Source organism: Devosia sp. Leaf420, assembly GCF_001425445.1.
Lineage (GTDB): Bacteria > Pseudomonadota > Alphaproteobacteria > Rhizobiales > Devosiaceae > Devosia.
In genome coordinates, this window is the sequence record NZ_LMQU01000010.1 from 705,236 (window position 1) to 731,264 (window position 26,029).

At 57.0% G+C, this 26,029-nt stretch carries 14 protein-coding genes and 1 tRNA gene; 7 read left to right on the forward strand and 8 right to left on the reverse strand.

What is annotated here, in order from left to right; all coding sequences use genetic code 11:
* Positions 1 to 11 precede the first annotated feature (11 nt).
* Together ASG47_RS10855 and ASG47_RS10860 are read right to left on the reverse strand one after the other, a co-directional pair.
* Positions 12 to 1,508 (reverse strand): CoA-acylating methylmalonate-semialdehyde dehydrogenase, encoded by a 1,497-nt coding sequence (locus ASG47_RS10855; RefSeq protein WP_061908779.1) that lies wholly within the window; start codon positions 1,506 to 1,508, stop codon positions 12 to 14.
* A gap of 63 nt (positions 1,509 to 1,571) precedes the next feature.
* A complete protein-coding gene (locus ASG47_RS10860; protein WP_244487083.1) occupies positions 1,572 to 2,852 on the reverse strand; it encodes an aspartate aminotransferase family protein in 1,281 nt (426 codons plus the stop codon).
* A 170-nt stretch (positions 2,853 to 3,022) separates the two neighbouring features.
* Between ASG47_RS10860 and ASG47_RS10865 the strand changes: the two genes are divergently transcribed.
* The gene (locus tag ASG47_RS10865) at positions 3,023 to 3,784 is read left to right on the forward strand and encodes a TetR family transcriptional regulator C-terminal domain-containing protein (RefSeq protein WP_244487075.1); all 762 of its coding nucleotides are present in this window, start codon (positions 3,023 to 3,025) and stop codon (positions 3,782 to 3,784) included.
* Between the two features lie 249 nt (positions 3,785 to 4,033).
* Here ASG47_RS10865 and ASG47_RS10870 read toward each other — a convergent pair whose 3' ends face one another.
* Positions 4,034 to 4,741 carry a glutathione S-transferase gene (locus ASG47_RS10870; protein WP_061908781.1) on the reverse strand — a complete coding sequence of 236 codons (708 nt, stop codon included), beginning with the start codon at positions 4,739 to 4,741 and terminating at the stop codon, positions 4,034 to 4,036.
* An 89-nt stretch (positions 4,742 to 4,830) separates the two neighbouring features.
* Between ASG47_RS10870 and ASG47_RS10875 the strand changes: the two genes are divergently transcribed.
* Entirely contained in the window at positions 4,831 to 5,430 is a 600-nt protein-coding gene (locus tag ASG47_RS10875; protein ID WP_061908783.1) for a dihydrofolate reductase family protein, read from the forward strand.
* Between the two features lie 130 nt (positions 5,431 to 5,560).
* Here the strand turns inward: ASG47_RS10875 and ASG47_RS10880 are convergent, their stop codons facing one another.
* A complete protein-coding gene (locus tag ASG47_RS10880; RefSeq protein ID WP_244487076.1) occupies positions 5,561 to 5,971 on the reverse strand; it encodes a DUF4260 domain-containing protein in 411 nt (136 codons plus the stop codon).
* 195 nt (positions 5,972 to 6,166) lie between these two features.
* Here ASG47_RS10880 and ASG47_RS10885 point away from each other — a divergent pair, with 195 nt between their 5' ends.
* On the forward strand, positions 6,167 to 7,069 hold the full coding sequence (locus tag ASG47_RS10885) for a S1C family serine protease (protein WP_061908785.1): 903 nt from the start codon (positions 6,167 to 6,169) through the stop codon (positions 7,067 to 7,069).
* A 71-nt stretch (positions 7,070 to 7,140) separates the two neighbouring features.
* On the opposite strand, the gene ASG47_RS10890 is transcribed toward ASG47_RS10885, so the two are convergent.
* The 3 genes from ASG47_RS10890 to ASG47_RS10900 all read right to left on the reverse strand — a co-directional run bounded on the left by ASG47_RS10890 (position 7,141) and on the right by ASG47_RS10900 (position 8,626).
* On the reverse strand, positions 7,141 to 7,509 hold the full coding sequence (locus tag ASG47_RS10890) for an MmcQ/YjbR family DNA-binding protein (RefSeq protein WP_061908787.1): 369 nt from the start codon (positions 7,507 to 7,509) through the stop codon (positions 7,141 to 7,143).
* Between the two features lie 83 nt (positions 7,510 to 7,592).
* Positions 7,593 to 8,249: a peptide-methionine (S)-S-oxide reductase MsrA gene (msrA, locus tag ASG47_RS10895; RefSeq protein ID WP_061908789.1), complete on the reverse strand. Its 657-nt coding sequence runs from the start codon at positions 8,247 to 8,249 to the stop codon at positions 7,593 to 7,595.
* 53 nt (positions 8,250 to 8,302) lie between these two features.
* Positions 8,303 to 8,626: a hypothetical protein gene (locus tag ASG47_RS10900; protein WP_061908791.1), complete on the reverse strand. Its 324-nt coding sequence runs from the start codon at positions 8,624 to 8,626 to the stop codon at positions 8,303 to 8,305.
* 224 nt (positions 8,627 to 8,850) lie between these two features.
* On the opposite strand from ASG47_RS10900, the gene ASG47_RS10905 reads away from it, so the two are divergent.
* Positions 8,851 to 8,940 (forward strand) — tRNA-Ser (locus ASG47_RS10905).
* Between the two features lie 99 nt (positions 8,941 to 9,039).
* Entirely contained in the window at positions 9,040 to 10,680 is a 1,641-nt protein-coding gene (locus tag ASG47_RS10910) for a DUF6538 domain-containing protein (RefSeq protein ID WP_156464061.1), read from the forward strand.
* Between the two features lie 591 nt (positions 10,681 to 11,271).
* Here ASG47_RS10910 and ASG47_RS10915 read toward each other — a convergent pair.
* Positions 11,272 to 11,760, reverse strand: coding sequence for a hypothetical protein (locus tag ASG47_RS10915; protein WP_061908795.1), 489 nt, complete (start codon positions 11,758 to 11,760; stop codon positions 11,272 to 11,274).
* 1,241 nt (positions 11,761 to 13,001) lie between these two features.
* On the opposite strand from ASG47_RS10915, the gene ASG47_RS20660 reads away from it, so the two are divergent.
* The gene (locus ASG47_RS20660) at positions 13,002 to 13,775 is read left to right on the forward strand and encodes a hypothetical protein (protein ID WP_156464062.1); all 774 of its coding nucleotides are present in this window, start codon (positions 13,002 to 13,004) and stop codon (positions 13,773 to 13,775) included.
* Positions 13,775 to 25,951: a hypothetical protein gene (locus ASG47_RS10935; RefSeq protein ID WP_156464063.1), complete on the forward strand. Its 12,177-nt coding sequence runs from the start codon at positions 13,775 to 13,777 to the stop codon at positions 25,949 to 25,951. The genes ASG47_RS20660 and ASG47_RS10935 overlap by 1 nt, the downstream gene beginning before the upstream one ends.
* The last annotated feature ends 78 nt before the right edge of the window (positions 25,952 to 26,029 follow it).

The window sequence follows — 26,029 nt, forward strand, 5'->3', positions numbered from 1 at the left end:
GGCCGGGAATGCTATTTCAGGCTTGGGAACGTAAACTCCGCTCCACCCTTGATGCCGGCGGGCCAGCGGGTGGTGACGGTTTTGAGCCGCGTATAAAAGTGAACCCCTTCGGGCCCATAGATGGAGTGATCGCCGAACAGCGATCGCTTCCAGCCGCCGAAGGAGTGATAGGCCACCGGCACCGGGATCGGCACGTTGATGCCAACCATCCCGACTTCGATCTTGTCGGCAAATTCACGCGCCGCGTCGCCATCGCGGGTGAAGATCGCCGTGCCATTGGCATATTCATGCCCGTGGATCAGATCGACCGCCTCTTGGAACGAGTTTTTGCGCACGACCGAGAGGACGGGCCCAAAGATTTCTTCCTTATAGATGGTCATGTCTTCGGTGACATTGTCGAACAGCGTGCCGCCGACATAGTAGCCGTTTTCATATCCCTGCAGCTTGAAGCCGCGGCCATCGACGACGAGCTCGGCGCCCTGTTCGACACCGGAGTCGATATAGCCGACGATCTTGTCGCGGTGCATTTTCGTGACCACCGGACCCATTTCGGCGTCCCTGTCGGTCGAAGGGCCGATCTTGAGGCTTTCAACGCGTGGCTTGAGCTTGGCGACCAGTGCATCGGCCGTCTTCTGACCCACCGGCACCGCCACCGAGATTGCCATGCAGCGCTCGCCGGCCGAACCATAGCCCGCGCCCATCAGCGCATCGGCTGCCTGATCGAGATCGGCATCGGGCATGATGATCATGTGGTTCTTGGCGCCACCGAGCGCCTGCATGCGCTTACCGGCCTTGGTGCCGCGCTGGTAGACATATTCGGCGATTGGGGTAGAGCCGACGAAACTGACGGCCTTCACATCGGGATGGTCGAGAATCCCATCGACCATTTCCTTGTCGCCATGGACGATATTGAGAATGCCCTCGGGGAGACCCGCTTCCATGAAGAGGTTCCAGATCAGGAGCGAGGCCGAGGGATCGCGCTCGGATGGTTTCAGGATAAACGCATTGCCGCAGGCGATGGCTGCCGGGAACATCCACATCGGCACCATGGCCGGGAAGTTGAACGGGGTAATGCCCGCAACGACGCCGAGCGGCTGGCGATCGGAATAAGAATCGATCGAGGGGCCCACATTGCGCGAGAATTCGCCCTTGAGCAGTTGCGGAATGCCGCAGGCAAAATCGACACAGTCGATGCCGCGCGCGACTTCGCCCAGCGCATCGTCATGCACCTTGCCATGCTCTTTGGAAATTTCGCGCGCGATATCGTCGGAATACTGATCGAGCAGCGCCTTGAACTTGAACATGACGCGCGCCCGCTTCATCGGCGGGGTATTGCCCCAGGCGACCTGCGCCTTGACCGAATTGGCGACGGCCGCGTTCAGCTCGTCGAGGGTCGAGAGCGGCAGTTCGGCGCTTTGCTCGCCCGTTGCTGGATTGAACACGGGGACGCGCCGCGTCGAACTCGATGTGTAGCGCTTGCCGCCTACGGCATTCTCGATGATCTGCATTTTGGCCGCCCCTCCTTGGGAACAAAAATTCTATTTTAGAGTGTGTAGAATATTTGTTCCATTTCACTCAAGCGTTTTGAGGATCCCTGCAAGCTTGGTGACGATTTCGTCGATCTGGCTTTCCGAAACGATCAGCGGCGGCGAGAGCGCGATGATGTCGCCCGTCGTGCGAATGAGGAGACCCTGTTCGAACGCCTTGAGGAAAGCCGAGAAGGCGCGCTTGGTCGGTTGGCCGGCGATTGGCTCGAGCTCGATGGCGCCGACAAGACCGATATTGCGAATGTCGATCACGTGCGGCAGGCCTTTTAGCGAATGCAGCGCCGCCTCGAATTTCGGCGCCAGTTCCGCACCGCGGGTGAGAAGGCCTTCTTCGCGATAAGTTTCGAGCGTGGCGAGCCCTGCGGCCGACGCGATGGGATTGCCGGAATAGGTATAGCCGTGGAAAAATTCGATGACGTGTTCCGGCCCGTTCATGAACGCGTCGTGGATTTCGGCCGAAACCAACACCGCGCCCATCGGGATGACGCCATTGGTCAGGCCCTTGGCGGTAACCATGATGTCGGGCACGACACCAAAATAGTCGGCTCCGAACGGCGTGCCCAAACGGCCATAGCCGGTGATCACTTCGTCGAAAATCAGCAGGATGCCGTGCTTCTTGGTGATGTCGCGGAGGCGCTGCAGATAGCCCGCTGGCGGGATGAGTACGCCGGTCGACCCGGCCACCGGCTCGACGATGACGGCCGCGATGGTCGAGGCATCATGAAGAGTGACAATGCGTTCGAGTTCGTCGGCAAGATCGACGCCGTGCTCCGGTAGGCCCTTCGAAAACGCGTTCTTGGCAAGGTTATGCGTATGGGGCAGATGATCGACGCCGGTAAGGAGCGTGCCGAACATTTTGCGGTTGGTGACGATGCCGCCCACCGAAATGCCCCCGAAATTGACGCCGTGATAGCCGCGTTCGCGCCCGATGAGGCGGGTGCGCGAGCCTTCGCCCTTCACCTTGTGATAGGCGAGCGCCACTTTGAGCGCCGTCTCGACCGATTCTGAACCGGAATTCGTGAACAGCACATGGTCGAGCCCCGTGGGCGCGATGTCGATGATGCGATTGGCGAGTTCGAATGCCTTGGGATGGCCCATCTGGAAAGCTGGCGCATAGTCGAGTTCGGCCGCCTGGTTGGCGATCGCTTCGACAATTTTTGGCCGCGCATGGCCTGCATTGCAGCACCAGAGCCCGGCCGTGCCGTCGAGCACCTGGCGGCCGTCCGATGTCGTATAGTGCATGTCCTTGGCGGCCACGAACATGCGCGGCGCCTTCTTATATTGCCGGTTCGCCGTAAACGGCATCCAGAACGCGTTGAGATCGTTCGGCACGACGGTTGAAGTGGACACGGCGAAGTCGCTCCCTTGGCATGGTCCGGTCATTTTGCGCGGGCGCTTGACAGGGAAGCGCATTCGCCAGATTTTTGACCAGTTGGAAAAATGTTAGCACTCCTGTTCATTCCCGCAAGACGAAAATGGCGCCCAAAAACAAATCTCCAGCGTCACAGAAGGTGATCGCAGCGTCACCGAAGGTGATGGCAACGGATGGCTCATCGCCCGCTCCGAAGCGCCAGCACAAGGCGGACGCCAAAGTCGCCACGGCCCCCGCAAAGCCGCGGCCGGTCACGCGCATCCAGCGCGAAAAACAGGACATCATTCTCGAAGCCGCGCTCGAGGTCTTTTCGGTCCACGGCTTTCGCGGCGCGACGATTGATCAGATCGCCGAAGTGGCCGGCATGAGCAAACCCAACCTGCTCTATTATTTCCCGAAGAAGGAAGAGATCCATCGCCGCCTGATGTCCGAGCTCCTCGTCACCTGGCTCGCTCCCCTCGAAGAAATGCGCGCTGATGGCGATCCCTTCGTCGAAATCCGCTCCTATATCCGGCGAAAGCTCGAAATGGCGCGCGATTTTCCGCGCCAAAGCCGGCTTTTTGCCAATGAAATGCTGCGCGGCGCGCCGCATATCATCGATATGCTCGAAGTGGATTTGAAGGCCCTGGTCGAGGAAAAAGCCCAGGTGCTGCTGACCTGGATGGACCAGGGCAAGATTTCCCGCACCGATCCCTATCACCTGATCTTTTCGATCTGGGCGACCACCCAGCACTATGCCGATTTCGACGTCCAGGTGCGGGCAATCCTCGGCAAGGGCCGCGGCGGGGAAGGGCGTTTCGAGGATGCAGCGCGATATCTGGAACAGCTCTTCTTGCACGGGCTGACGCCTAGGCCGAAGGGATAGAAGGCGTCGAATTCTCCCCAATCAATTGAGTGTCACCCCGGCGAAGGCCGGGGCCCATCTTGAGATCTCAGGATGGATCCCGGCCTGCGCCGGGATGACAGCAAGTTGCCGAACCGCATCTTCTCACCCACGACGTCATTCCCGCGAAAGCGGGAATCCTACCGTTAGGCGCCAAAGAGAGATCCCCGCTTTCGCGGGGATGACGCTGTGCTCTTGAAAAGGGTGAGCCCCGATGTACCCTAACCAGCCTTACCCATCCAGCTCCGGATAATGCCGGAACAAATCACTCTCATTCGGCGCCAGCCGCCGCTCGCTCCGCAAATACGCCGCCACATTCGGCCGCGCCCGCACGCGCTCGCGCAGGTCCTCGACCCGCTCAAACTCCCCGGCGATCCGCCCCATCAGTTTGGGGAAGGCATAATGCAACCCCTCCATCACTTGAAACAGCGAGAGGTCTGCATAGCTCAGCCGCTCCCCGACCAGAAACTCAGGTCCCGCCGGATTGCGCGCCAAGATCATCTCGAACCATTTTAGAAACTTCGGCACCCGCTCGTCGCGAAATTCCGCGGCCCGACGCCGCGCCTCCGGCTTCTGCTCCTCGTAATATTTGCCCATCCCTACCGGATGGTGCACGTCATGCCCCTCAAGCGCGAAGTCGACGATGGTGAGTTGAATCTGGTGCGTCCAAAGTTTGAGCCGCTCATCTCTTGGCGCCAGATCAAGCGTGCCGCCGAGATAAAACAGAATGGCGCTCGTCTGCCCGACCACCACATCGCCATGCCGCAGCACTGGCGGCGCAAAGCTTGGCGTAGCGATCTTTTCCGCCAGCGCCTCGATGACACCATCGCCCTCGACCCGCGCCATGTCCTCATAGGCCGCGCCCGCTTCTTCGAGCGCCAGCCGCACATATTCGCCCCGGCCCTGGATGCCGGTCCAATAATAAAGTTCGTAAGCCATAGGCCCGAAATGCGCGGGGGCGGAGAGCCGTTCCTTGACAGTTTTGAAGCGCTGTCCTTTCCTCACAGGCAGACATTGAGGAGTGCGCCATGCCCCAGACCGTTTCCGCCCATATGATGTTGACGCTCGACGGTTTCGGCACGGGGCTCAACCAGACCCGCGAAAATCCGTTCGGCACGATCAATCCGCGTGACCTCGCGCGCTGGATGTTTGAAGACGGCGCCAACAATGCCGATGAGGTCAAAGCCGTCACCGATTACGGCGCCTTCATCATGGGGCGCAACATGTTCGCCGCCCCCGGCGAAACTGTCTGGGAAGAGTCCTGGCGCGGTTGGTGGGATGAAAACCCGCCCTACCACGCGCCGGTCTTCGTCCTCACCCATCACGCCCATGACCCGATCGAAATGGAGGGCGGCACCACCTTCCACTTCGTCACCGAAGGCGAAGCCGTCGCCCTCGAACGCGCTCGCGCTGCGGCCGGGGATCGCAATGTCTCCATCGCCGGCGGCGTCACGACACTGCGCAACTATCTCAATCTCGGCCTCGTCGACACACTGCACCTCAAATTCGTCCCGCTCATCGCCCAAGACGGCGAACGGCTCTGGGATGGGCTTAACGCGAAGCTCGAAACGACCGGCGCCCGGCACTCCCGCTTTGCCACACATGTGGATTATCGGATGGTGAAGTAGGAATTTTGGCCCCCCGGCAAACTCAAGCCAATAACCCACCTCCGGGTCATCCCCGCGCAAGCGAGAAGCTCTATTCCAGATCCAAGGGATACTTGCTTTCGCGGGAATGACGCAGTGGACGTTGGAAAACTCACTTCTTCCCAATACGACCCAAGTGCGTATCATGAAAGCCGGTTTCCTTCTTGAGCCCATAGCCCAGCATGCGGTCCATGCCGATATGCGCCACCCAGATCGCCGCGATTCCAAAGGCGATCGGCCCGAACACAAAGCCGCTGGCCGCAACAAGCGCCGGGGTCACATAGGTATGGACGAGATTATAGCTCCACGCGCCAACGCGCGGTGACACCAGATAGCCGGCCATGAAGACATCGGGCACGAGAAACAGAACCGCGAAAACGATCCATGACTGGCCAAGCATGGCATAGGCGGTCACGCCAAAAACCACGGCCGCAAGGGCTTCGAGGCGGAGCAGCAAGGCGGTGCCCTTGATTGGGTTGGCGGCAGGCTGAGAAAGGGACATCGTCGTTCCGTCGATGGTCATGGCAAGCTCCTGTTCTGTTGAACAAGGTATAGTTCTCGCCATCCCCGTATAGAATTGACCAAATGTGGCGGCTGGCTATTCACTCTTGAATGCCTCGCTGACCCGTCCTGCAGATCAGCCCTCCGTGTGCTCACCTTGCTTTGGCCGCATCGCGGCATATCTAATGGAGCAACACCAAAGCGAGGGGAGTGCCCCATGTCCACCAATCCGCGCCATTCCGTCGTCGCCTTGCGGGCTCAAATCCCCGAAACCGCGTTCACGGCCTCGACCCTCGGCACCGTGCGCGAAGGCAGCGGCGCCGTCATCAACGACAAGGGTCTCATCGTCACCATCGGCTATCTGGTCACCGAAGCCGAGGAAGTGTGGCTGACGACCCATGACGAGCGCGTCGTGCCCGCCCATGTCGTCGGCATCGACCAGGTCACCGGCTTTGGCCTCGTCCAGGCCATGGGCGATCTCGACCTGCCGGCCCTGCGGCTTGGCAGTTCGGCCGGCGCGCGTGTCAGCGATATCGGCCGCATCATCGACGGCGAGGGCGAAGAGGTCGTCAACGAGGTCGTCGCCCGCCAGGAATTTGCCGGCTATTGGGAATATATGCTCGACGAGGCGATCTTCACCTCGCCCTTCCACCCCTCTTGGGGCGGGGCCGCGCTGCTCGACAACAATGACAATCTCATCGGCATCGGCTCGTTGCGCCTCCAGATGATGAATGCCGGCGACACGACCGATATCAACATGGTCGTGCCCATCGATCTCCTCAAACCCATTCTCGATGATCTCGTCACGACTGGCCAGGCCGCGCGCGAGGCACGGCCATGGCTCGGCGTCTTTTCTGCCGAGCGCAACAATGGCGTCGTGGTGATGAACGTTTCCGATGGCGGCCCGGCCGATACAGCTGGCCTCAAGAGCGGCGACATCATTTCCGAACTCGACGGCGAGGAAATCGAAGGCCTCGGCGATTTTTACCGAAAACTCTGGGCCAAGGCTCCGGCCGGCTCCGAATTCGCCCTCCGCATCGTCCGCTCCGGCCGCGAATCCTGGGTCCGCGTCAAAACCGCCGACCGCAACGATTTTCTGGTCAAGCCGCAACTGCAGTAGAGCTGGTGGAGCGCGAAGCGCACCTCTCCCTCTGGGGGAGAGGTCGCCGCAACGCGGCGGGTGAGGGGGCCTTAATCCAGCCCCTTGATCTCCAGATGATCAAGCCCGAGCGCACGTCGTTTCCGCGCGCTCATCTTTGCCGCGATAATCCGGTGCGCCTCGACCACATAGGCTTCCACCTCGTCACCCGTCAGCGGGCTATCGACCGAAATCGCCACCCAACCCGCCCGCGCAAAATAAGGCGCCGGTCGGATTCCTGGCATCTCGGTGAGCAGATCGAACGACATCTCCGACACCTTGCACCACACCTCGCCGGGGTCGCGATCGAGCAGCGCAAAAATCTTATCCCCGACCTTGGCGACCGAATCGTCACGCCATTGCCGCACCACGGAAACGGCGGGCAGGCGCGCGACGAAGGCTTCGAAGCCCGGCCGGGTCATGATAGTGAGGTAGGGGGTGCTCAATGTTAACGGACTGCTAACAGAAACGGCGCAGCGGATAACCGCTACGCCGTGAAAAAATGCTACTCGGCAGCGACGCCCAGCCCGATCGGGCAAGAGACGCCGGTGCCATTCAACCCGCAATAGCCGTTCGGGTTCTTGGCGAGGTATTGCTGGTGATAGGTCTCGGCATAATAGAACGGACCAGCCTCACCAATTTCCGTCGTGATCGGACCTAAGCCCTTTTCACGCAAGGCATTTTGGTAAGCGTCCTTGCTGCGGGCGACGATGTCTGCCTGCTCGGGCGTCGTCGTATAGATGGCAGACCGATACTGGGTCCCCACATCATTGCCCTGCCGCATGCCCTGGGTCGGATCGTGCTCTTCCCAAAAGGTTTTCAGCAGTGTTTCCAATGAGATAGCCTTGGGGTCATAGACCACCTTGACCGCCTCGGTATGCCCAGTCTTGCCTGAACATACCTCTTCATAAGAGGCGTTCGGCGTATGTCCGCCCTGATAACCCACGGCGGTCACGTAAACGCCTGGCAGTTTCCAGAACAGCCGCTCGGCGCCCCAGAAGCAGCCGAGCCCGAAATAGACGGTCTCGAACCCCTCGGGATAGGGGCCTTTTAGGCTCTTGCCATTGACGAAATGTTCAGGTGCCACAGGCATTTCCACCGTCCGGCCCGGCAGGGCCTCAGCAGCAGAAGGAATAGATGTCGGCTTGGTGCGGAAGAACATGAAATGCTCCTTTCGCCCCATGATATGGGGATTTGCGGGTCTCTTTTGTAGGCTCAGATTTCTTCGGCGCGCAAAAACCGTTCACGACGTGGCGAGCGGCCCAGCAGCGCAAAGAGAATGCCGGGCAAGCCGATGACGGCAAAGGCCGGATAGGTCAAAAGCACATCGAGCGCATTGTCGAGCAGCGTCGCGAAGAACCGGCTATGCAAAAATTGTCGAAGCGCATCAAGGTTTTGCGCGCTGACCTGCATCCACACATCGCCCAGAGACGTGAAGGTGGCGACATTGCTTGCCAATGTCTTTGTGCCATCGATGACCAGCAACACCAGTGCAAGCCCGATGAGCCATGTGCCTATGATACGCAAGGCTATCCGCATTTACCCCGTCCCGTGCTCGCGGGCGGCGACCGCTCCGCCCCTGCACTCAATGATTGTGCCACGTCCTGCCTTCGCTCCACAAGAGATTGGCGCCATATCGAAAAACATGGGTAACAGGTCCAATCTCTGGCTTGCGCCCGCAAAGTTCATCGCTATATTGCGCCACGCTCGCAACGGCCCAACGTGGTCGCGCGCAGTCCGGTTCCGGACTTGCACGGCGATGCGGAGAGATGGCCGAGTGGTCGAAGGCGCACGCCTGGAAAGTGTGTAGGCGGGTAACCGTCTCGAGGGTTCGAATCCCTCTCTCTCCGCCACTTCGGCCCAAGAGCCGCAGAGATCCTGAAAAGCACCGTGTAGCAAGGACTTCATAAGGTCCGAGTGATACAGGAAGGTGATACAGGATGGCCCCGAAAATGACTCTCCCCTGGATGCATCCGACGACCAAGGTCTGGTACGCCCGTCTATGGGTGCCGGTCGAGTTCAAGCCCATCGTAAAAAAGGACGAGATCCGGCGCAGTCTGCGCACCAAGGAGCTCCCGGAGGCCAAGCGACGGTTCACCCAAGTCGTCGCCGAGATCGAGGCCGAGTGGCAGCAGATGCGAGAGGCTGCCGAGTTCGTGAAGCCACATCTTCCCGAGCGCTCGCTGAGCCAGATGGAGGCGCATGGGCTCGCCGGCGAGATCTATCGATCGATCGTCGAACTCCATCGAGCGAACCCCGGACATCCGGAGCAATGGGAGAAGGAGATCGCGGAGCTGCAGCGCGTGCTGCCGGCCCGCGAGAGGACGCCGGGGGCTCATTTCGTCATCATGGGACCGTGGTCGGTGGGGGCCAACAGCGCTGCTCGTATTCTCGGCGCAGAGGTCCGGGCGTTCCTCGATGCCAGGAACGACAACCTCGATGCCCCATCGTTCGTGAAACTGTGCAGCGCCGTAGCGCTGGCGAAACGCGATGCCTACGCACAGCTTCTCCGCAATTCGATGGGCGATTTCACGGACGACCCGAAGGCCGGCCGATTTCCACCCGCGCCGCCTCCGCCGACCATGGCCAATTCGAAGGACGCCGGTGGCGAGGTCGATCCGGAGGTGCTGCTGAAGAAGTGGCGCACTATCTCCAAGGTCGCCGACAAGACCTACAAGAGCTGGTCCGGCAAGCTGCGCATGCTGATGGCATTTGCCAAGAAGACCGATGTCGCAACGCTCACCAGCCTCGACGTCGAGAGATGGCGCGACCGGCGCCTAGAGGACGGCATCAATCCAAAGACCGTCTCGCTCGGCGATCTCGCGGCCGTTCGCAATATTCTGGGTTTCGCTGCGGGGAACACCGCCTTTCCGAGCATCAGGACGAATGTCGCTGCCGACGTGAAGCTCAAGATCCGAAAGAAGACCATCAAGCTGCGCGAGAGCAGCTTCACGTTCGAGGAGGCCCACGCCATCCTGTCCGCGACGCTGATGGAGTCGCCCCCGCGCTTCACCGAGGCCCGGAGAGCCGCGCGGCGCTGGGTGCCATGGATCTGCGCGTACACCGGGGCTCGTGTCGGCGAGATCGGTCAGATGCACTCGTCGAGGATCTTCGAGAAGGCTACGCCGAACGGCAGGAAGTACTGGTGCATGCTGATCACGCCCGAGGACGGCAGCACCAAGAACAACGAGGCCCGCACTATCCCCATTCACTCGCATATCATCGAGCAGGGTTTCCTCAATTACGTGAAGAAGCGTCAGAAGCTCGACAAGCCGCTGTTCTACGAACCCGAGCTGAACGGAGGGTCCGATATGCATCGACAGGCCGACAAGGTCGGCGAACGATTGGCAGAATGGGTGCGGAACGATCTCAAGATCCGCGGCGTGCAGCCCAACCACGCCTGGAGGCACCGTTTCGAGACCCTCCATCGCTCTCTCAAGATCAGAGAGGATATCACCGATCACATCACTGGACATTCGGGAGAGGACATCTCCAGGAAGTACGGCGACTATCTGGTGGAGACGTTGTCGGACGCCATTGAAGCGATGCCTCGTCACAACGGCTTGACTTTCACAACGTCGGTTGTGTCTTAGATCCAACAGCCCATCTCCGCATGCCCATCAGTCTGCCGCCAGTCTACGGCGATTGTCGGAATACGCAGATTGAAGGGGCAGCGCCGACACCAAGCTCTTGGCGCTCTATGCATAGATAGGCAGTCGACTCGCCACTATCTTGCTCTGGAGAGCCGCCTCAAGACGCAACGTCAGTGTCGAAAACGGCATTGATGTCGATTTCACGCACTTCAGCCGGTGGATTTGAGGGGTGAGCGCACTTCGATCGCATCGGACACCCAATGTGCACGTCATGCTTCGCCGGAGAGAGCACCACGGCGAGCGTTCGGATCGGAGCTCATGCGGCCGGTTCTGGTCGATGTTCGTCAGACCGCTCGGCTATCGGTGAGCTCGGCTCATATTCTATTATTCTATTATTCTATTATTCTAGGACCCGTATCTCCCTAGTTGTAGGCAAGTGAAGCCTAACAACGCTCAGCCTCGAATTCTGAAGGCCAGTTCTCTTGAGATGCCCAGAAATATTCGGTTGCTAAAGAGTTTCGGGCCCCGACACATTGCTCTTACGCGATTTGCCGTTTGGACTAGAAGCGCTTACCAGTGGACGTTTGGTGGCTACTTTCGGCCCGAGCAAAGGTCCAACACGACAACATCGATGCGGTCCCTGCGAGATGCTGGAATGCGATCGATAATAATGCGGCGCATTTCTTCCTTGTCGGCAGGAGCGGGATGCGCGTCTGGATGCACTTTCAATCGCCGTCCGCTATCCGCCCTTACGGTTCCGAACCACAACACTAGGTAGATGCCCCGGCCCTCCGAGCGCCAGTCGATTAGGTACTGCCGGTCCAACTGACCTGTAGCCGCATCCCAGACGTCGTCGATCCACTGGCCTTTGACTTCCATCGGCTGGTGCATCGCCCCTTTTGCAAGCGCCAGGTCGGCGCGTTTGGACCTGGGCATGTCGGCCTCTGTGATGCGCAGCACTCCAAAACGTCCAAGCTCTGGTTCGATCATCGCGGCAAAACGGTCGCGGCATCTATTTTCGTTAAATGGCAGCGGGGCAGCACCGAAGACAATTAAGAGCTGGTCAGGCAAGATACGCATGCCGATTAGGTTTGCAGGCAAGGACGACGTCGCCGAGGATGCATTTCGGATCAAAAGGCGAGGGAGGCTTCGCCCGGTGAAAAACGAAGTCTTTCACAACCGCTGCCACATCGCCGCCTTGCTGCCAGAATGGATCGAGGACAACGGTGAGTCCAACTGCACTCTTGCCACACGTCGCTCACTCTCAGGTGCCTTCGCCTCGCTGCCTAAACACTGCGATCAACCTATCAGTGAAACAGGGGCCCATCAGTTGACATGCACAGGTTCATCCGTCGCTCGGCGGACTATGGTTTGCTTTGCATACGGCGAGAATTAAACAAGCTACTCGCGTACCGCTGGGACCATTTATGTCGTGCTCAAAGCTGACAAGCGATGCTGCATAGTAGGATCGCGCATGTCGCAGAGCCGCGCGAAGACTAGGCAATTCTACCTACACTGCTAATACGACGTTTGCTCCAAGCACTGTCCCTCGCTTAGCAAGGCCGTTATCGCCGCCATATACACCGTGGATCAACAACTCGGTGGCGCCTTGTGCTTTGGCCCAGCCCCGAGCGGTCTGCAGCAGCAAGGTTGTAACTTTGCCTCCCAAGAAAGATGCGCGAATCCTGGGATGTACAAAAAGGGCTTGACAGGTCGCAAAGCACCCCCCTTCCCCAAGGACGGCCTCGCCAGTTGCGAGTGCGATCACGCCCACAGCCTGTCCGTCCTTGCTCACAAAAAGCGCCGTCGCTTTGTGTGGACGCGCGAGTACTGGCGCAGTTAATCGGAAGAATTTTTCCTTTGAGAATGGCAGGTGTGCGTAACGGCTTCCGGCATGCCATGCCTCAGCCAACGGAAGAAGAAAGGATATCTGGTCCCCACTCGTCAGTTGCTGAACTTCAAGTTTACCACGACCTATACTCAAATTGGCGACCCCTCCAACCTCTTCTTTGAAACGAAAGTACTAGTGCGTCCTAGCTTCAAATCGACAATGCGTAACACCAATGCCAACAGATGAAAATACCAAATATAGAGCAAAAAAACGTTGACGGAAATTTTCTAGATTGATCGCCACATTCGCCCCGTATCTAAGGTAATACGCAGGAAAAGCAAGATTAGATGGCGCCACTCTGAGTACTGAAATGCGTTGGCATAACCCCTACATATGCTACTGTCGCTACTATCGATTTCAATAATCTCATTATTTCCCCTTCGCTCGGTAATCGATTAAATTATGAAGGCAATTCTTCTTTCAAGGAGTAGTGAATTTGCATGGCGCGACAGAAATTAATGTTAATCTTTTGGTGCGTTTAACAGCAGTCCTATTTTTTGCTCTAATCGTCCTAATACCGACCGTTAGAGTGCTTGGTGACGATTTATTTTTTGCGAGGATGCCTACTAGCTATGTATTTCCAGAATGTGGCAATCCTAATGAATTTCAATGCAGTTATGATTTAGCTGTAAGTATATATAGTTTTGAATACGATGCAGATTTAGTGTCTAAACGAGATGAATACCTGAAGATTCTTCCGGATAAGTTGCTGAATGCAGTAATATTCACTACTTCAACAGCGATCGAAACATGTTCGCGACATGTGCTTTTTTCGGAGCTGACCGTCGCTCGCAAAAACTCTGCCGCTTACGATGGATTCTATGCAAACGGCCTCTCTTTAGAGGCTACAAGATGTTTTGCCGGAGGATTGGTAACTAACGAGTTCGACAGAGAATTGATCTTGCTGTGGCAATCTGGGTCGGTCCAGGCCTGGATAGAGTGTAAGGGCCGTGCTTGCAATTTCAACCTTGTTGTTGATGACTCAGATCAGGACCTTCCTGGCAACAGTATTAATTTATCTATACGTTCGATCGCGGCTGACGCAGCGCAATCATTCATAAGAAACATGAAATCAGTAGTTAGAAGAGTTGCTCTATACAGCAAAGATTATTATCCTAAATTTGAACTTTACAATGGCAATATTGCGGTATTGGCCATGGATGAAAATGCTAGATCAATTATTGATTCGTGGGGGACGAGATAATGGCTAAGTTGCTCAGAAATTCTGGACTTTCAGTTACAGAAAGCGTGCTCAACAGGGCTATTGAGTTGCACAGCGCTGGCCAAGTTTCTGGGGCATATAATGTTCTTGCTGCCGCCGGGGACCAGTACGCGAATTCGGCGCAGTACATTGTAGACGATAGGAGCCTGTTCGATGTTCTCGGATATGCTGTAGATTCAGTATGGGAGCGCAATGCTCCAGGATCCGTCGCAACGTCATGGCTAGCTGTTGCTGCGCAGCATCAAGAAAACTATTTAGAGCTGATATTTAATAGTCCGATCCGCGGCGCGGGCGGAGCTGAAAATTACTACAGACTTCCAAATACACTGCAAATAGAGCAGTCTTATGTCGATGCGCTGCAACAAAATGGATTGCCGCCCTCGCTCGCTATTGATGTGGTATTGAACACCATTTTCGGCGGAAGCCCCGAATGGGCACGAATATTAGGCCTTCCTGATGCGAGAATAGCTGAAGAATCGCTGGTTCTTGAGGGCGCGTCACCTGGAGCTACGCTGTCAGAAGTTTTCGAAGCTATTACGCCGCATTTTTGCTTTGCTCCTGGAACGCAAGTGCTGATGGGGGATAATAAAGTAAAACCGATTGAACAGGTGGCGGTCGGGGACTTTGTCATGTCTTTCGATCCGGCGACACTTGGTGGTCGAGGCGATCTGGTTCCCAAAAGAGTAACCAGAACGTTCGAAAACATCACTTCCGAATTCATTCAATTGGATGGAGATGTTTTCATTACGCCGGATCATCATGTTCTAACTGAAGATGGACATTTCAGGCCGGTCTCCCATGTACTTCTAGCAGGACAATCCTTCATCGACGAAGTGGGGGAGGCCATTGATATCTCGGGTGTGGCGGTTTCATATAAATCTAGCGCACAACTTAAGTTGCCGAATGCTTACGGCGAGCATTATAATTTCTTAGGAAATACAGTCCTCAAGCTTTCTGACAGACTTGGATGGCGCACTCACAATTTTGAGGTCGAGGATTATCACACGTACGTTGCAGGAGGTATCCGTGTCCACAATCAGTCTGTTTCAGTTGGAACGCTGAGTGATGTTCTTGGCGGCAATGGCGTTGCGGGCGCTTTTGCTGCCGAACTCCTGAACTTGGGCCAAGAAAATCGTTATGACACCATCCGGGATCGTCCTTTCGGTCCGGACAGGGTCGTCTTCAATGCGGGGTCGAGTAGCGAGTTGTACTCGCAGCAGGAAAAGGCCTGGCGCTCTGACTTGTTGAAGCAGATGACGAATGCGGATGGTTCGTCTCAATGGGTGGTCCAGTACACAGACGCCCAAGGAAATGTCGTAACGAAAGATCCCCAAACAGGGGCCCGTATAGATCCCTCTAAGCTGTCCGCCAGTTCGCTCAATCCAGCCAATGCAGGCCCAAAAACTTCTTACGAAGACGGAACTTACGACAGCAATAGCTATACTCGGAACGAAGACGGTTCATTCACCGACCACTCGACCGGCAATACGCTGCCCGCAACAAATTTTGTTTCCGGCACTACCGGTGAGCCACTCTACAGACAGACCGTCAGATCCTACAATCCTGATACATTGCAATTCGAGGATCGCGTGGTTTACCGACCCGCTGATCAGGACAGCGACAATGGCAGTGATAGCAATGGAGGTGATGACTCCGATAAGCCTATCCTAGTGGATCTGAACGGGGGCGGCATCAACTTCACCGAGTTGACTGCCTCAAACATTTTCTTTGACATGGATGGGGACGGTACTCTCAATCGTACCGCTTGGGCAGGCGCTGGCGACGGCGTGTTGGTGCGCGACGCCAACAATGACGGAATTATCGACCAGCGCGCCGAGGTCGTTTTCACAGACTGGGATGGTACGTCAAAATCTGACCTCCAAGCCTTGCTCTCGATGTTCGATACCAACAACAACGGCAAACTTGACGCGGGTGACGCTGACTGGTCGCTGTTCAAAATAATGGTAACGAATGCAAATGGAACGAACACTCTAAAAACATTGGGTGAGCTCAATATTGTTGAGATTACTCTGATAAGCAATAATCAGAGTCGGGAATTCAGTGATGGCTCTGCTATTTTCGGCGGCTCGATCTTCAAGCGCGGGGATGGCACGACCGGCATGGTCGCTGATACCCGACTAAGCTACGACGCTAACGGCCTAGTCGTAACGAAGACAGTTACACAAAATGGAGATGGCTCTACCACTGTTACGAATACTGGGGCCAATGCTGACGGAAGCCTTGCTAACAAGACCGTCTTGACTGTAGCCGCCAACGGCAATACGCGCAGGACCCAATTCGACGACAACGGCGACGGTGTTTACGATCGCCTCATAGTTGAGACGAAAGCCACATCTTCGAGTGGCGTCGTCACAGATACGCGTGCAGACTATGATGGATCGGGCACCATTCTGCAACGCCGACAGGTGACTGAGACTAGTGCTGATGGCAAGACTATAGTCGTTAGGTTAGATGAAGCAGGCTCCGGCGTTCGGTTCGATAGAGTAGAGACCCGTCAAACTGGCCTCGACGGCAGCCTGACCGTCACCGTCGAGACTCTAAACAGCAATGGTTCGACGCGCACGGAAACGACGACAACGACCAGCGCCAATGGTCTGAACAAGACCATGCAGACCGATATGAACGGGGATGGCATAACAGATGCCACTAAGGTCGAGTCTACCTCGGTTTCCGGAAACGGCACTCGTACGGAAACGGTGACAAACTTCGCGGGCAGCAGTGTCTCCTCCGCTCATCGGATAGGGAGTAGCATCTCAACGGTCTCTGCCGACGGTAGTCAGAAAACAGTTTCCGTCGATCTTGACGGTGATGGCGATGTCGATCTGAAAACCGCGAGCGCTATTGTTCATAATGCGGACGGCAGCACAACCACTACTCTTGAACTCCGCAATACGGACGATAGTCTCCGTAGTCGTACAGTCACCGCGTTGAGCGATGACGGTTTCACACGCACGACAAGTGCCGACCTCGACGGTGATGGTGATACTGATGTCGTCACCAGCGACGTACGTACCTTCGCCGCAAATGGTGCAACGACGCTGACAACCACGTCGCGCGATGGCTCAAACGGCCTGCTGAGTCGATCTGTCTCGACATGGAGCGCCGACGGCAAGACCAGAAGTACCTCCTACGACAGCGATGGCGACGGTTTGTTTGATCGGATTCAGTCCGTAGTCACTTCGGGTTCTTCCTCGACTGAAACCAGCGAGGTCTACTCGGCCAACGGCTCCAACTTACTCTCTCGAGTTGTCACGACGACCAGTAACAATGGCCTGGTACGTAGCGCACAGGTCGATGCCGATGGAAACGGTTCGTACGATGCAGTTCGCCAAACAACCGTCGTCATAAATGCAGATGGTTCGTCGGTGAAGACCGAAGCTCTCCGCAATGGAGCAGGGACAATCGATATCAGCCGTACAGTGACCACTACTGGTGCCAATGGTTTGACGGGGAAGGTGGAGAGCTACACCGGTGCTGAAGTGGCACCATACAAAACCGTGACATCTGTGCGAATTGTGAATCCAGATGGGTCGTTGACTGAAACCGTGACGACGTATTCCGGCGCTGGCCTCGCACTGGTAGCGCGCGCAGTGACTTTGATCAGCGCTGATAGACTGACGTCCACGACATCCACTTATGTGGGGTCCAATACAAACCCTGAAACTGTGGCAACAACATTAATTGCGCAGGATGGCTCCCGGACCGAAACAACAGCGGGTTATGGATCTAATGGATCATCGCTTCTAGGAAGAACTGTCACCACATATAGTGCAAACGGTCTGGTTGTAACTCGAAAGACCGACACAGACGGCGACGGGGACTTTGATAGCACGTCCGTTGAATCCAAGGTATTGAACGCCGACGGCACAGTACAAGTCACCAAGACAATGTATGCCGGCACTGGTACGGCGTCAGCAAACCGCATTGAGAGTTCGGTCTCGACCACCAGCGGAAACGGACTTTCCGTGGCGACACGACGCGATGCAAACGGCGATGGAATAATCGACAGCCGCATCACGGAGGCCACAGTCCTCAACAATGATGGCTCGACGACGCGAACCACGACAAACTTTAATGGATCGGGGACTATCCAGACGGGACGTTCGGTGATGACTGTCAGCGATGACGGGTTGACGAAGATGTCTTGGAATTATCTCGGTAATTCACCGACACACAACACAAAGCAGACGGAAGCAACGGTTCTAGGGCAGGACGGGTCGCGGACGATTACGACTTCGGTGTTCAGCGCCAACAACACAGTTGTCAGCCGCAGCGTAACGACCGTCAGTCGTGACAGCCTTTCGGCTACTACATACATCGACCTGGATGGCGATGGCGCGAACGATAAGGTAATCGCCACAACCACTGCTACCAACGGGTCTGTGACCACAGATACACGGACCTTCGACGGAGTGACTCTGCAGTCCAGCTCTCTGCGCACTGTCAGTGGGAACGGCCTGTCGATCACTATCGAAACCGATCTCGACGGCAATGGTACAACGGATCGCAAAACAACCGACATTTCGACGCTGAACGCTGACGGCTCCCGCACCAGAGTTGAAACCCATTACAAGACTGGGAACGTCATCGAAGGAAGGACGACCACACAGACCAGTGGCGACGGACTGACGATCAACATCACATTCGAAGGTCTCGGTGCTGGAGCTACTCGGACCAGAAGCGAAGTGACGACTGTCAATGCGGATGGGTCGACGACTCGGACGGTTGAAAATCGAAATGCTGCTGGCGTTCTCCTGGACCGGACGGTTTCAGCGGTGAGCGCGGATGGCACGCACATCCGAACGGCGACGGACATTGATGGCAACGGCGCGATCGATGAAACCATTTTGAAGGTCCATCTGCCGAATGGTTCGGTTCAGACATCTTACATGGATGGAGCAGTCTCGTCGGTGTCGGGACGAGAATATGGCTCCGCTGGTGGCAAGTATGTTTTGGAATCAGGCAATGGATTGGTGAGGACCACGCGTTTCGACGCCAACGGCGATGGATTAGCGGAAAGCGAGGTGGTGGAGTCCGTGGTTTTGGGGACAGACGGCACTTCGGTGAAGACAATCACCCGCTCCAATCTGAGCGGGGGCAATGCAAGCGACGCCAACCCCTCTTACACCGCTGCACTTGTTGAGCGTGCTGTTATTACAACGAGTGCGAACGGCCGCAATATCACTTCCGCATGGGATACCGACGGTAACGGCGTTAACGAGGCAAGCCGAACGGATGTAACGACCTTCAACGCAGATGGGTCGTCTACCAGAACGACAACGCACCTAACTGGAACCACAGTCACTTCTCGTTTTGCGGTGACTACCAGCGCGGATGGCCTCAGCGAAACTCAGGAATGGGACACCAACGGTGACGGCAATTTCGACGAGGTGTCGGTCCGGCTTCTAGAAAAGAATACCAATGGTGCCGTCAGCGAAACCGTCACCAACACAACCTTTGGAGGTGCGGCCCTCTCGCAGACAGTGACCACCACCAGTGCTGACGGTCGAACCATCACGGTCAAAGAAGACGCCGATGGCATGGGCGGTTTCGACCGCTCTAAAACAACCAAAACCGTTACGCTTTCTGACGGCTCGACGGTGGTGACGGTTTCCAAATTCGACGGAGCCGGCACCACACTTCTGGAGCGCACTGTCAACGAGACCAGTGCGGATGGTCGTATTGTCAAGTTCAGCCGCGACACGAATGGTGATGGCGCAAATGATCAGATAAAGGACATGGTGCAGCATGTAGATGGCAGCACCACCATCGATGTTCGCGACTTCAACACGGCTGGCGTTCTGACGAGCAGAACAACCACTACCAAGACCGCCGATGGTAGCTTGAGCACTGCCCAGCAGGATATCGATGGGGATGGCATCTTCGATCTTTCGACCACACATACGTGGCGCGATAGGGCCGATGGTGCGACCGAAGAGACAATTCAAATCCACCAAATCAGCGCTCGAGCGAGCGATGGCACGGTGGTTGTCATTACGCCGTTCCTGCTGCAAACCGCAAAGGTCACGGCAAGTGCTGATGGTCGCGAGCAAACTTCCTCGGTCGATCTCAATGCCGATGGCACCTTCGATGAGGTCACACAAGTAACCTCCAATTTGGACGGCTCAAGTCGAACGGTTGTGACTACTACGTCTCTGGCGAGAAGTGAGCCGGCACTTGCCAGTGAGGTGAAGTGGGTTTCTGCGATTGTGACGGGCGCTACAGCGGCCGCCGCGACCGAGGTCGTTGTGTCCGCGGACGGCGTGGTGAAGACGGTGCGAGCCGACTACGATGGCAACGGATCTTACGAGCACAGTGAAATCTGGACGACGCGTATCGATGGCTCTCAGAGAGGTCTGCTGTCAGACAAGGACGCTTCCGGAGCTGTTGTTGCGAGTGGCGTAATGACTATCAGTTCAGACGGGCTGATCACTCAACTGGACCGCGACTCCAACAATGACGGCTTGGCCGACTATCGGGAAATCGTGACGGTTCGAGTCGACGGGAGCGCCGTGAAAACGACTGCAACGCGTGTGGGAAGCGGCAGCTTTACGATCAATTCGATCACGACAACTCACGCAAATGGGCAGTCGCTAAATATCGTCGGTACAGACGGAAACGATGTTTTGATCGGTGGCCGTTGGAACGACGTCATTGCGGGCAACGGCGGTGACGATACGCTCGATGGTGGAGCGGGAGCCGACCAACTGATTGGCGGGTCAGGCAACGATATTTATATCGTCGACAATGGCGGCGACGTTGTGGTTGAGGATGCGAACAATGGCCTGGACTTGGTGCGCTCATCCGCAACTTACTCTTTGGCAGCAAACTTAGAGAACCTGACGCTTATCGGAACAGCGTCCATCAACGGCACAGGGAACTCTCTGAACAACGTTCTTATTGGCAACTCGGGAGCCAATACGCTCAACGGTGGAGCGGGCAATGACACCATGTCCGGTGGTGCGGGCAACGATACCTACATCGTCGACAGCGCCGGCGACGTCGTCACCGAGCTTGCTTCCGAAGGCACGGACCTGGTTCAGTCTTCGATCAGCTATGCCCTGGGCGCCAACCTGGAGAACCTTACGCTCACGGGCTCTGCTGCCACCAACGGCACTGGCAACAGCCTGAACAATGTGATCACGGGTAACAGTGCGAACAACACTCTCATCGGTGGGGGCGGCAACGACACCCTAAGTGGTGGCGCGGGCGCAGATCAACTCACTGGCGGAACCGGCAACGACACCTACGTGGTGGACAATTCCGGAGACGTCGTTACAGAACTGGCGTCTGAAGGGACGGATCTCGTTCAGTCCTCGATCAACTACACCCTCACCTCGAATGTAGAGAATCTGACGCTAACCGGATCTGCGGCGATCAACGGCACCGGTAACACCCTCAACAATGTCATCACCGGCAATTCCGCTGCCAACACGCTTTCAGGCGGCGCCGGCAACGACGCTTTGAATGGCGGCGATGGCAACGACGTCTTGATCGGCGGGTCCGGTGCAGATGCTTTGAACGGCGGAGCCGGCAGCGACACGGCCAGCTACGAAACCTCGACGTCCGGTGTGACCGTCAACACAGGCGTCTTATCGTCGAATACCGGAGATGCTACCGGCGATACGTACACGAGCATCGAGACCATCCGCGGCTCAGCGTTCGACGACCATATCGTGTTCGTTGGCAGCGGCATCACCATCGACGGGGGTGATGGCAATGACAACCTCGTGGCCGATGGGCTTGGAAACACAATCTATGGCGGCGCCGGTCATGACTTGATGCGTGCGAAAGACGGTGAAAACGCCCTCAATGGCGGCAACGATGTCCTCGACGGCGGATCCGGTAACGACGAGATGTATGGACTTGGCGGCAAGGACATCATGATCGGTGGGACCGGCGACGACACGATGCTGGGTGGTGCTGATGACGATATTTATTACGTCGACAGTGTCGGCGACGTCGTCCTTGAGAACAGCGATCCGGGTGAAGGTATCGACCTCGTTTATTCCTCCGTCACCTACACTTTGGCCAACAACGTCGAGAACATGACCCTTACCGGGGCCGCCGCTATAAACGGTACCGGCAACACCTTATCCAACATCCTCATTGGCAATTCTGCTTCGAATACGTTGAACGGCGGCGGGGGCGACGACACGCTAAGCGGAGGTGGCGGGAACGACACGCTCAATGGCGGGACTGGTGCAGACCTGATGTCGGGGGGCACCGGTGATGACACCTACGTCGTCGACAACATCGGAGACGGTGTCACCGAACTTTCGGCTGAGGGCACCGACCTTGTTCAATCGTCCGTGACCTACACGTTGGGCAACAACGTCGAGAACCTCACGCTGACTGGATCGGCCGCGATAACCGGCCGAGGCAATGAGCTAAACAATACGATCATTGGCAACAGCGGTGCCAATGTTCTGAACGGCGGAGATGGCAACGATATTCTCATCGGCGGTGCAGGTGCTGACTCTCTTAACGGCGGTAACGGCACCGACACAGCGAGCTACGAAACCTCGTCCATAGGGCTGACCATCAAAACGGCTTCCCCGAGTTCAAGCACCGGTGACGCCGCTGGAGATACCTTCTCAAGCATAGAAATTCTCAAGGGTACGGCTTTCGACGATGAGATCGTTTTTGTCGGCGACGGTGTTACGCTTCATGGTGGCGACGGAAACGACAATCTGATCGCAGATGGTATCGGCAACACGATCTATGGCGGTGCCGGCAATGACCTGATGCGCGCAAAGGATGGTCCCGATGTCCTCAACGGCGGGAACGACGTCCTCGATGGCGGATCCGGCAACGACGAAATGTACGGCCTCGGTGGCAACGACATGATGATTGGGGGCACTGGCGACGACGCAATGATGGGTGGGATGGGAAATGACACCTACGTTGTTGATAGCGCCAGTGATTTGGTTGTCGAAAATGCGGGAGAAGGCACCGACCTGGTGCAGACCACCGTGTCGTACACGCTCGCTGACAACGTAGAGAACATGACCTTGCTTGGGTCCGGTTCGATCAACGCTACCGGCAATGCTCTCTCCAACGTTTTGCTAGGCAATGCTGGGGCAAATACGCTGAATGGCGCAGGCGGCGCCGACACGATGTCTGGGGGTGGCGGCAACGATCTTTACGTCGTCGACAACATTGGCGATGTCGTGAACGAGCTCACCGGCGAAGGAACGGACAGCGTCCAGTCTTCGGTCACCTACACACTCGCCTCGAACGTCGAAAACCTGACTTTGACTGGTTCGGCGGCCATCAACGGCACCGGCAACAGCCTGGACAACGTTCTTACCGGGAACTCTGGCGCCAACACGCTGACCGGTGGCGGCGGTAACGACACTCTGAATGGCGGAACTGGTTCCGACACCATGTTGGGCGGCACAGGGAATGATACCTATGTCGTCGATAACTCGGGCGACGTCGTCACAGAGGCAGCGTCTGAAGGCACGGACCTCGTCCAGTCTTTGATCAGCTACGTGCTTACGGCAAACGTCGAGAATCTCACCTTGACCGGTTCGGCTTCGCTGAATGGATCGGGCAACGACCTCAACAACGTCATCACCGGAAATTCCGGAGCCAACACGCTCAATGGTGGCGCCGGGAATGACACCCTCAACGGCGGCGATGGCAATGACGTGTTGATTGGTGGAATCGGTGCTGATGTCCTGAATGGCGGCAATGGCATTGACACTGTCAGCTACGAGGCGGCGACGGCGGGCGTGACCCTCAATACTTCGACCACAACATCGAGTGCGGGCGAAGCAGCAGGCGATACGTTCAGCGGCATCGAGGTGATCAAGGGCACGTCATTCAACGACAACATCACGCTCAACGGTGATGCGGTGACGCTCTACGGAAACGACGGCAACGACGTTCTGAGAACATCGGGCAACGGTGCGACCATCTACGGCGGCACTGGCAGCGACGTGATCCACGCCATGAATGGCAGCAACCCGCTCGCCGGCGGCGACGATGTCATCGACGGTGGAGCCGACAACGACGAGATGTACGGTTACGGCGGCAACGACATGATGATCGGGGGTACGGGCAGCGACACTATGCTCGGCGGCTCCGGAAACGACACCTACGTCGTCGACAACAGCGGAGACGTCGTCGTCGAGAATTCGGGCGAAGGCATGGATACGGTCCTCTCGTCAGTCACCTATACCCTTTCTGCAAATGTCGAAAACCTCACGTTGACGGGCTCGGCCGGGCTCAATGGCACGGGCAACGGCCTGAGCAACACCATCACCGGCACATCAGGCGCCAATACGCTCAATGGCGGCGATGGGAATGACACGCTGATCGGCGGCGGCGGCGCGGACGTTCTGATCGGTGGAGCAGGCTACGATATCGCCAGCTACGAGACGTCGACCGCTGGGGTGACGATTCACACAGGTACACCGAGCTCCAACGCCGGCGATGCCGCAGGCGACACCTACAGCAGCATCGAGGAGATAAAAGGTTCAGCCTTCAACGATCAGATCACGCTTTTGAACGTAGGGCAGACCGTCAGAGGCGGTGCTGGCGACGACACCATCGAAATTCTGTCCGGGCAAGCAATTGCCTTCTACGGCGAAGCCGGGAACGACACGCTACGAGGCGATGCCGGCAACGACTATCTCGATGGCGGCGGCGACAACGATACCCTGAGAGGTAATGGTGGCAACGATACGCTCATAGGGGGCGGCGGCAACGACACGCTTTATGGCGGTGATGGAAACGATCTTTTGTCGGGCGGGACAGGTGGAGATGCCTTCTTCGGTGGAGATGGCGTGGACACCGTGACATATGCCGACGCTGCCGCTGCCATCGCGTTTGATCGCAATCAGAACCCGAGCACTTATTCGGGGGACGCAGCGAACGATACCTTCGACTCGATCGAGATCTTCATTGGGTCCGGCTTTGACGACACCATCCATCTCATTGGACAAGGGGCGACGGTCTACGGCGGAAACGGCAACGACCTTATCAATATCTGGTCAGGTCCGGCGGTCAGTTTCTATGGCGAAGCGGGAGACGACACGCTCTGGGGCGACTATGGCGACGACTACCTGAACGGGGGCACTGGCAACGACACAATCAATGGCTTTGCCGGCAATGACACGATGATGGGTGGGACCGGAAACGATACCTATACCGTCGATACTGTCGGCGACGTCATCGTTGAAAATGCGAACGAAGGCACAGATGTCGTCAGAAGCTCGATCACCTACACGTTGAGTACGAACCTTGAGGACTTGATCCTCACGGACAACGCGTCGATCAACGGAACGGGCAATCAGTTCGCCAACGTCCTGACCGGCAACGCCATGGCGAACGTCTTAAACGGTCTTGGCGGAAACGACACCATCGACGGCGGTGCCGGCAATGACACGTTGAACGGCGGCGATGGGAACGACATCCTCAAAGGTGGTTCAGGCGCCGACGCTCACTTCGGCGGAGCCGGAACAGATACCGTCTCGTATGCAGGTTCGCTTGCAGCTGTTTCGATCGACTATCAGAAGGCGCCGAGCACATACACCGGCGACGCCGCCGGCGACACATTCGACTCCATCGAGATCTTCGTTGGTACCGCCTTCGACGACAGCATCCAACTCATGGATGTTGGAGTCACCGTTTACGGCGGCGCTGGCAATGACCTGATTAATATCTGGCACGGGCCAGCCGTAACTCTGTATGGAGAGGCCGGTGACGACCACCTGATGTCCGATTATGGTGCGGACTACCTAGATGGTGGCATCGGAAACGATCTCGTCGAAGGCTACGCCGGCAACGACATCATCTTTGGTGGGGCTGGCAACGACACTCTCTTCGGCGGGGACGGCGACGACACGCTATCCGGCGATGCGGGAGACGATACGCACTACGGTGGATCTGGCGCGGACACGTTCGTTTTCCGTTCCGGAATGGGTGAAGATCTGATCGGCGATTTCCAGCTCGGGATCGACACCATTGAAATCCGGGATCAGGGAAGCATGAACTTCGCCAGCCTGATCGCGAATGCCGAAGAGTACGGCGGCTATTCCTGGCTGCATCTGAACGATGGCGGAACGATTTCCCTCATCAACATCAGCTTGAGCGATCTGTCGGCCAGCGATTTCCGCTTCGTCTGAAGTCGATCCAGCAATTGCAGCGGGCATGCCCGCTGCAATACCATCTAGGCTTCAGCCCGAGTGTATGAGTTGACTACC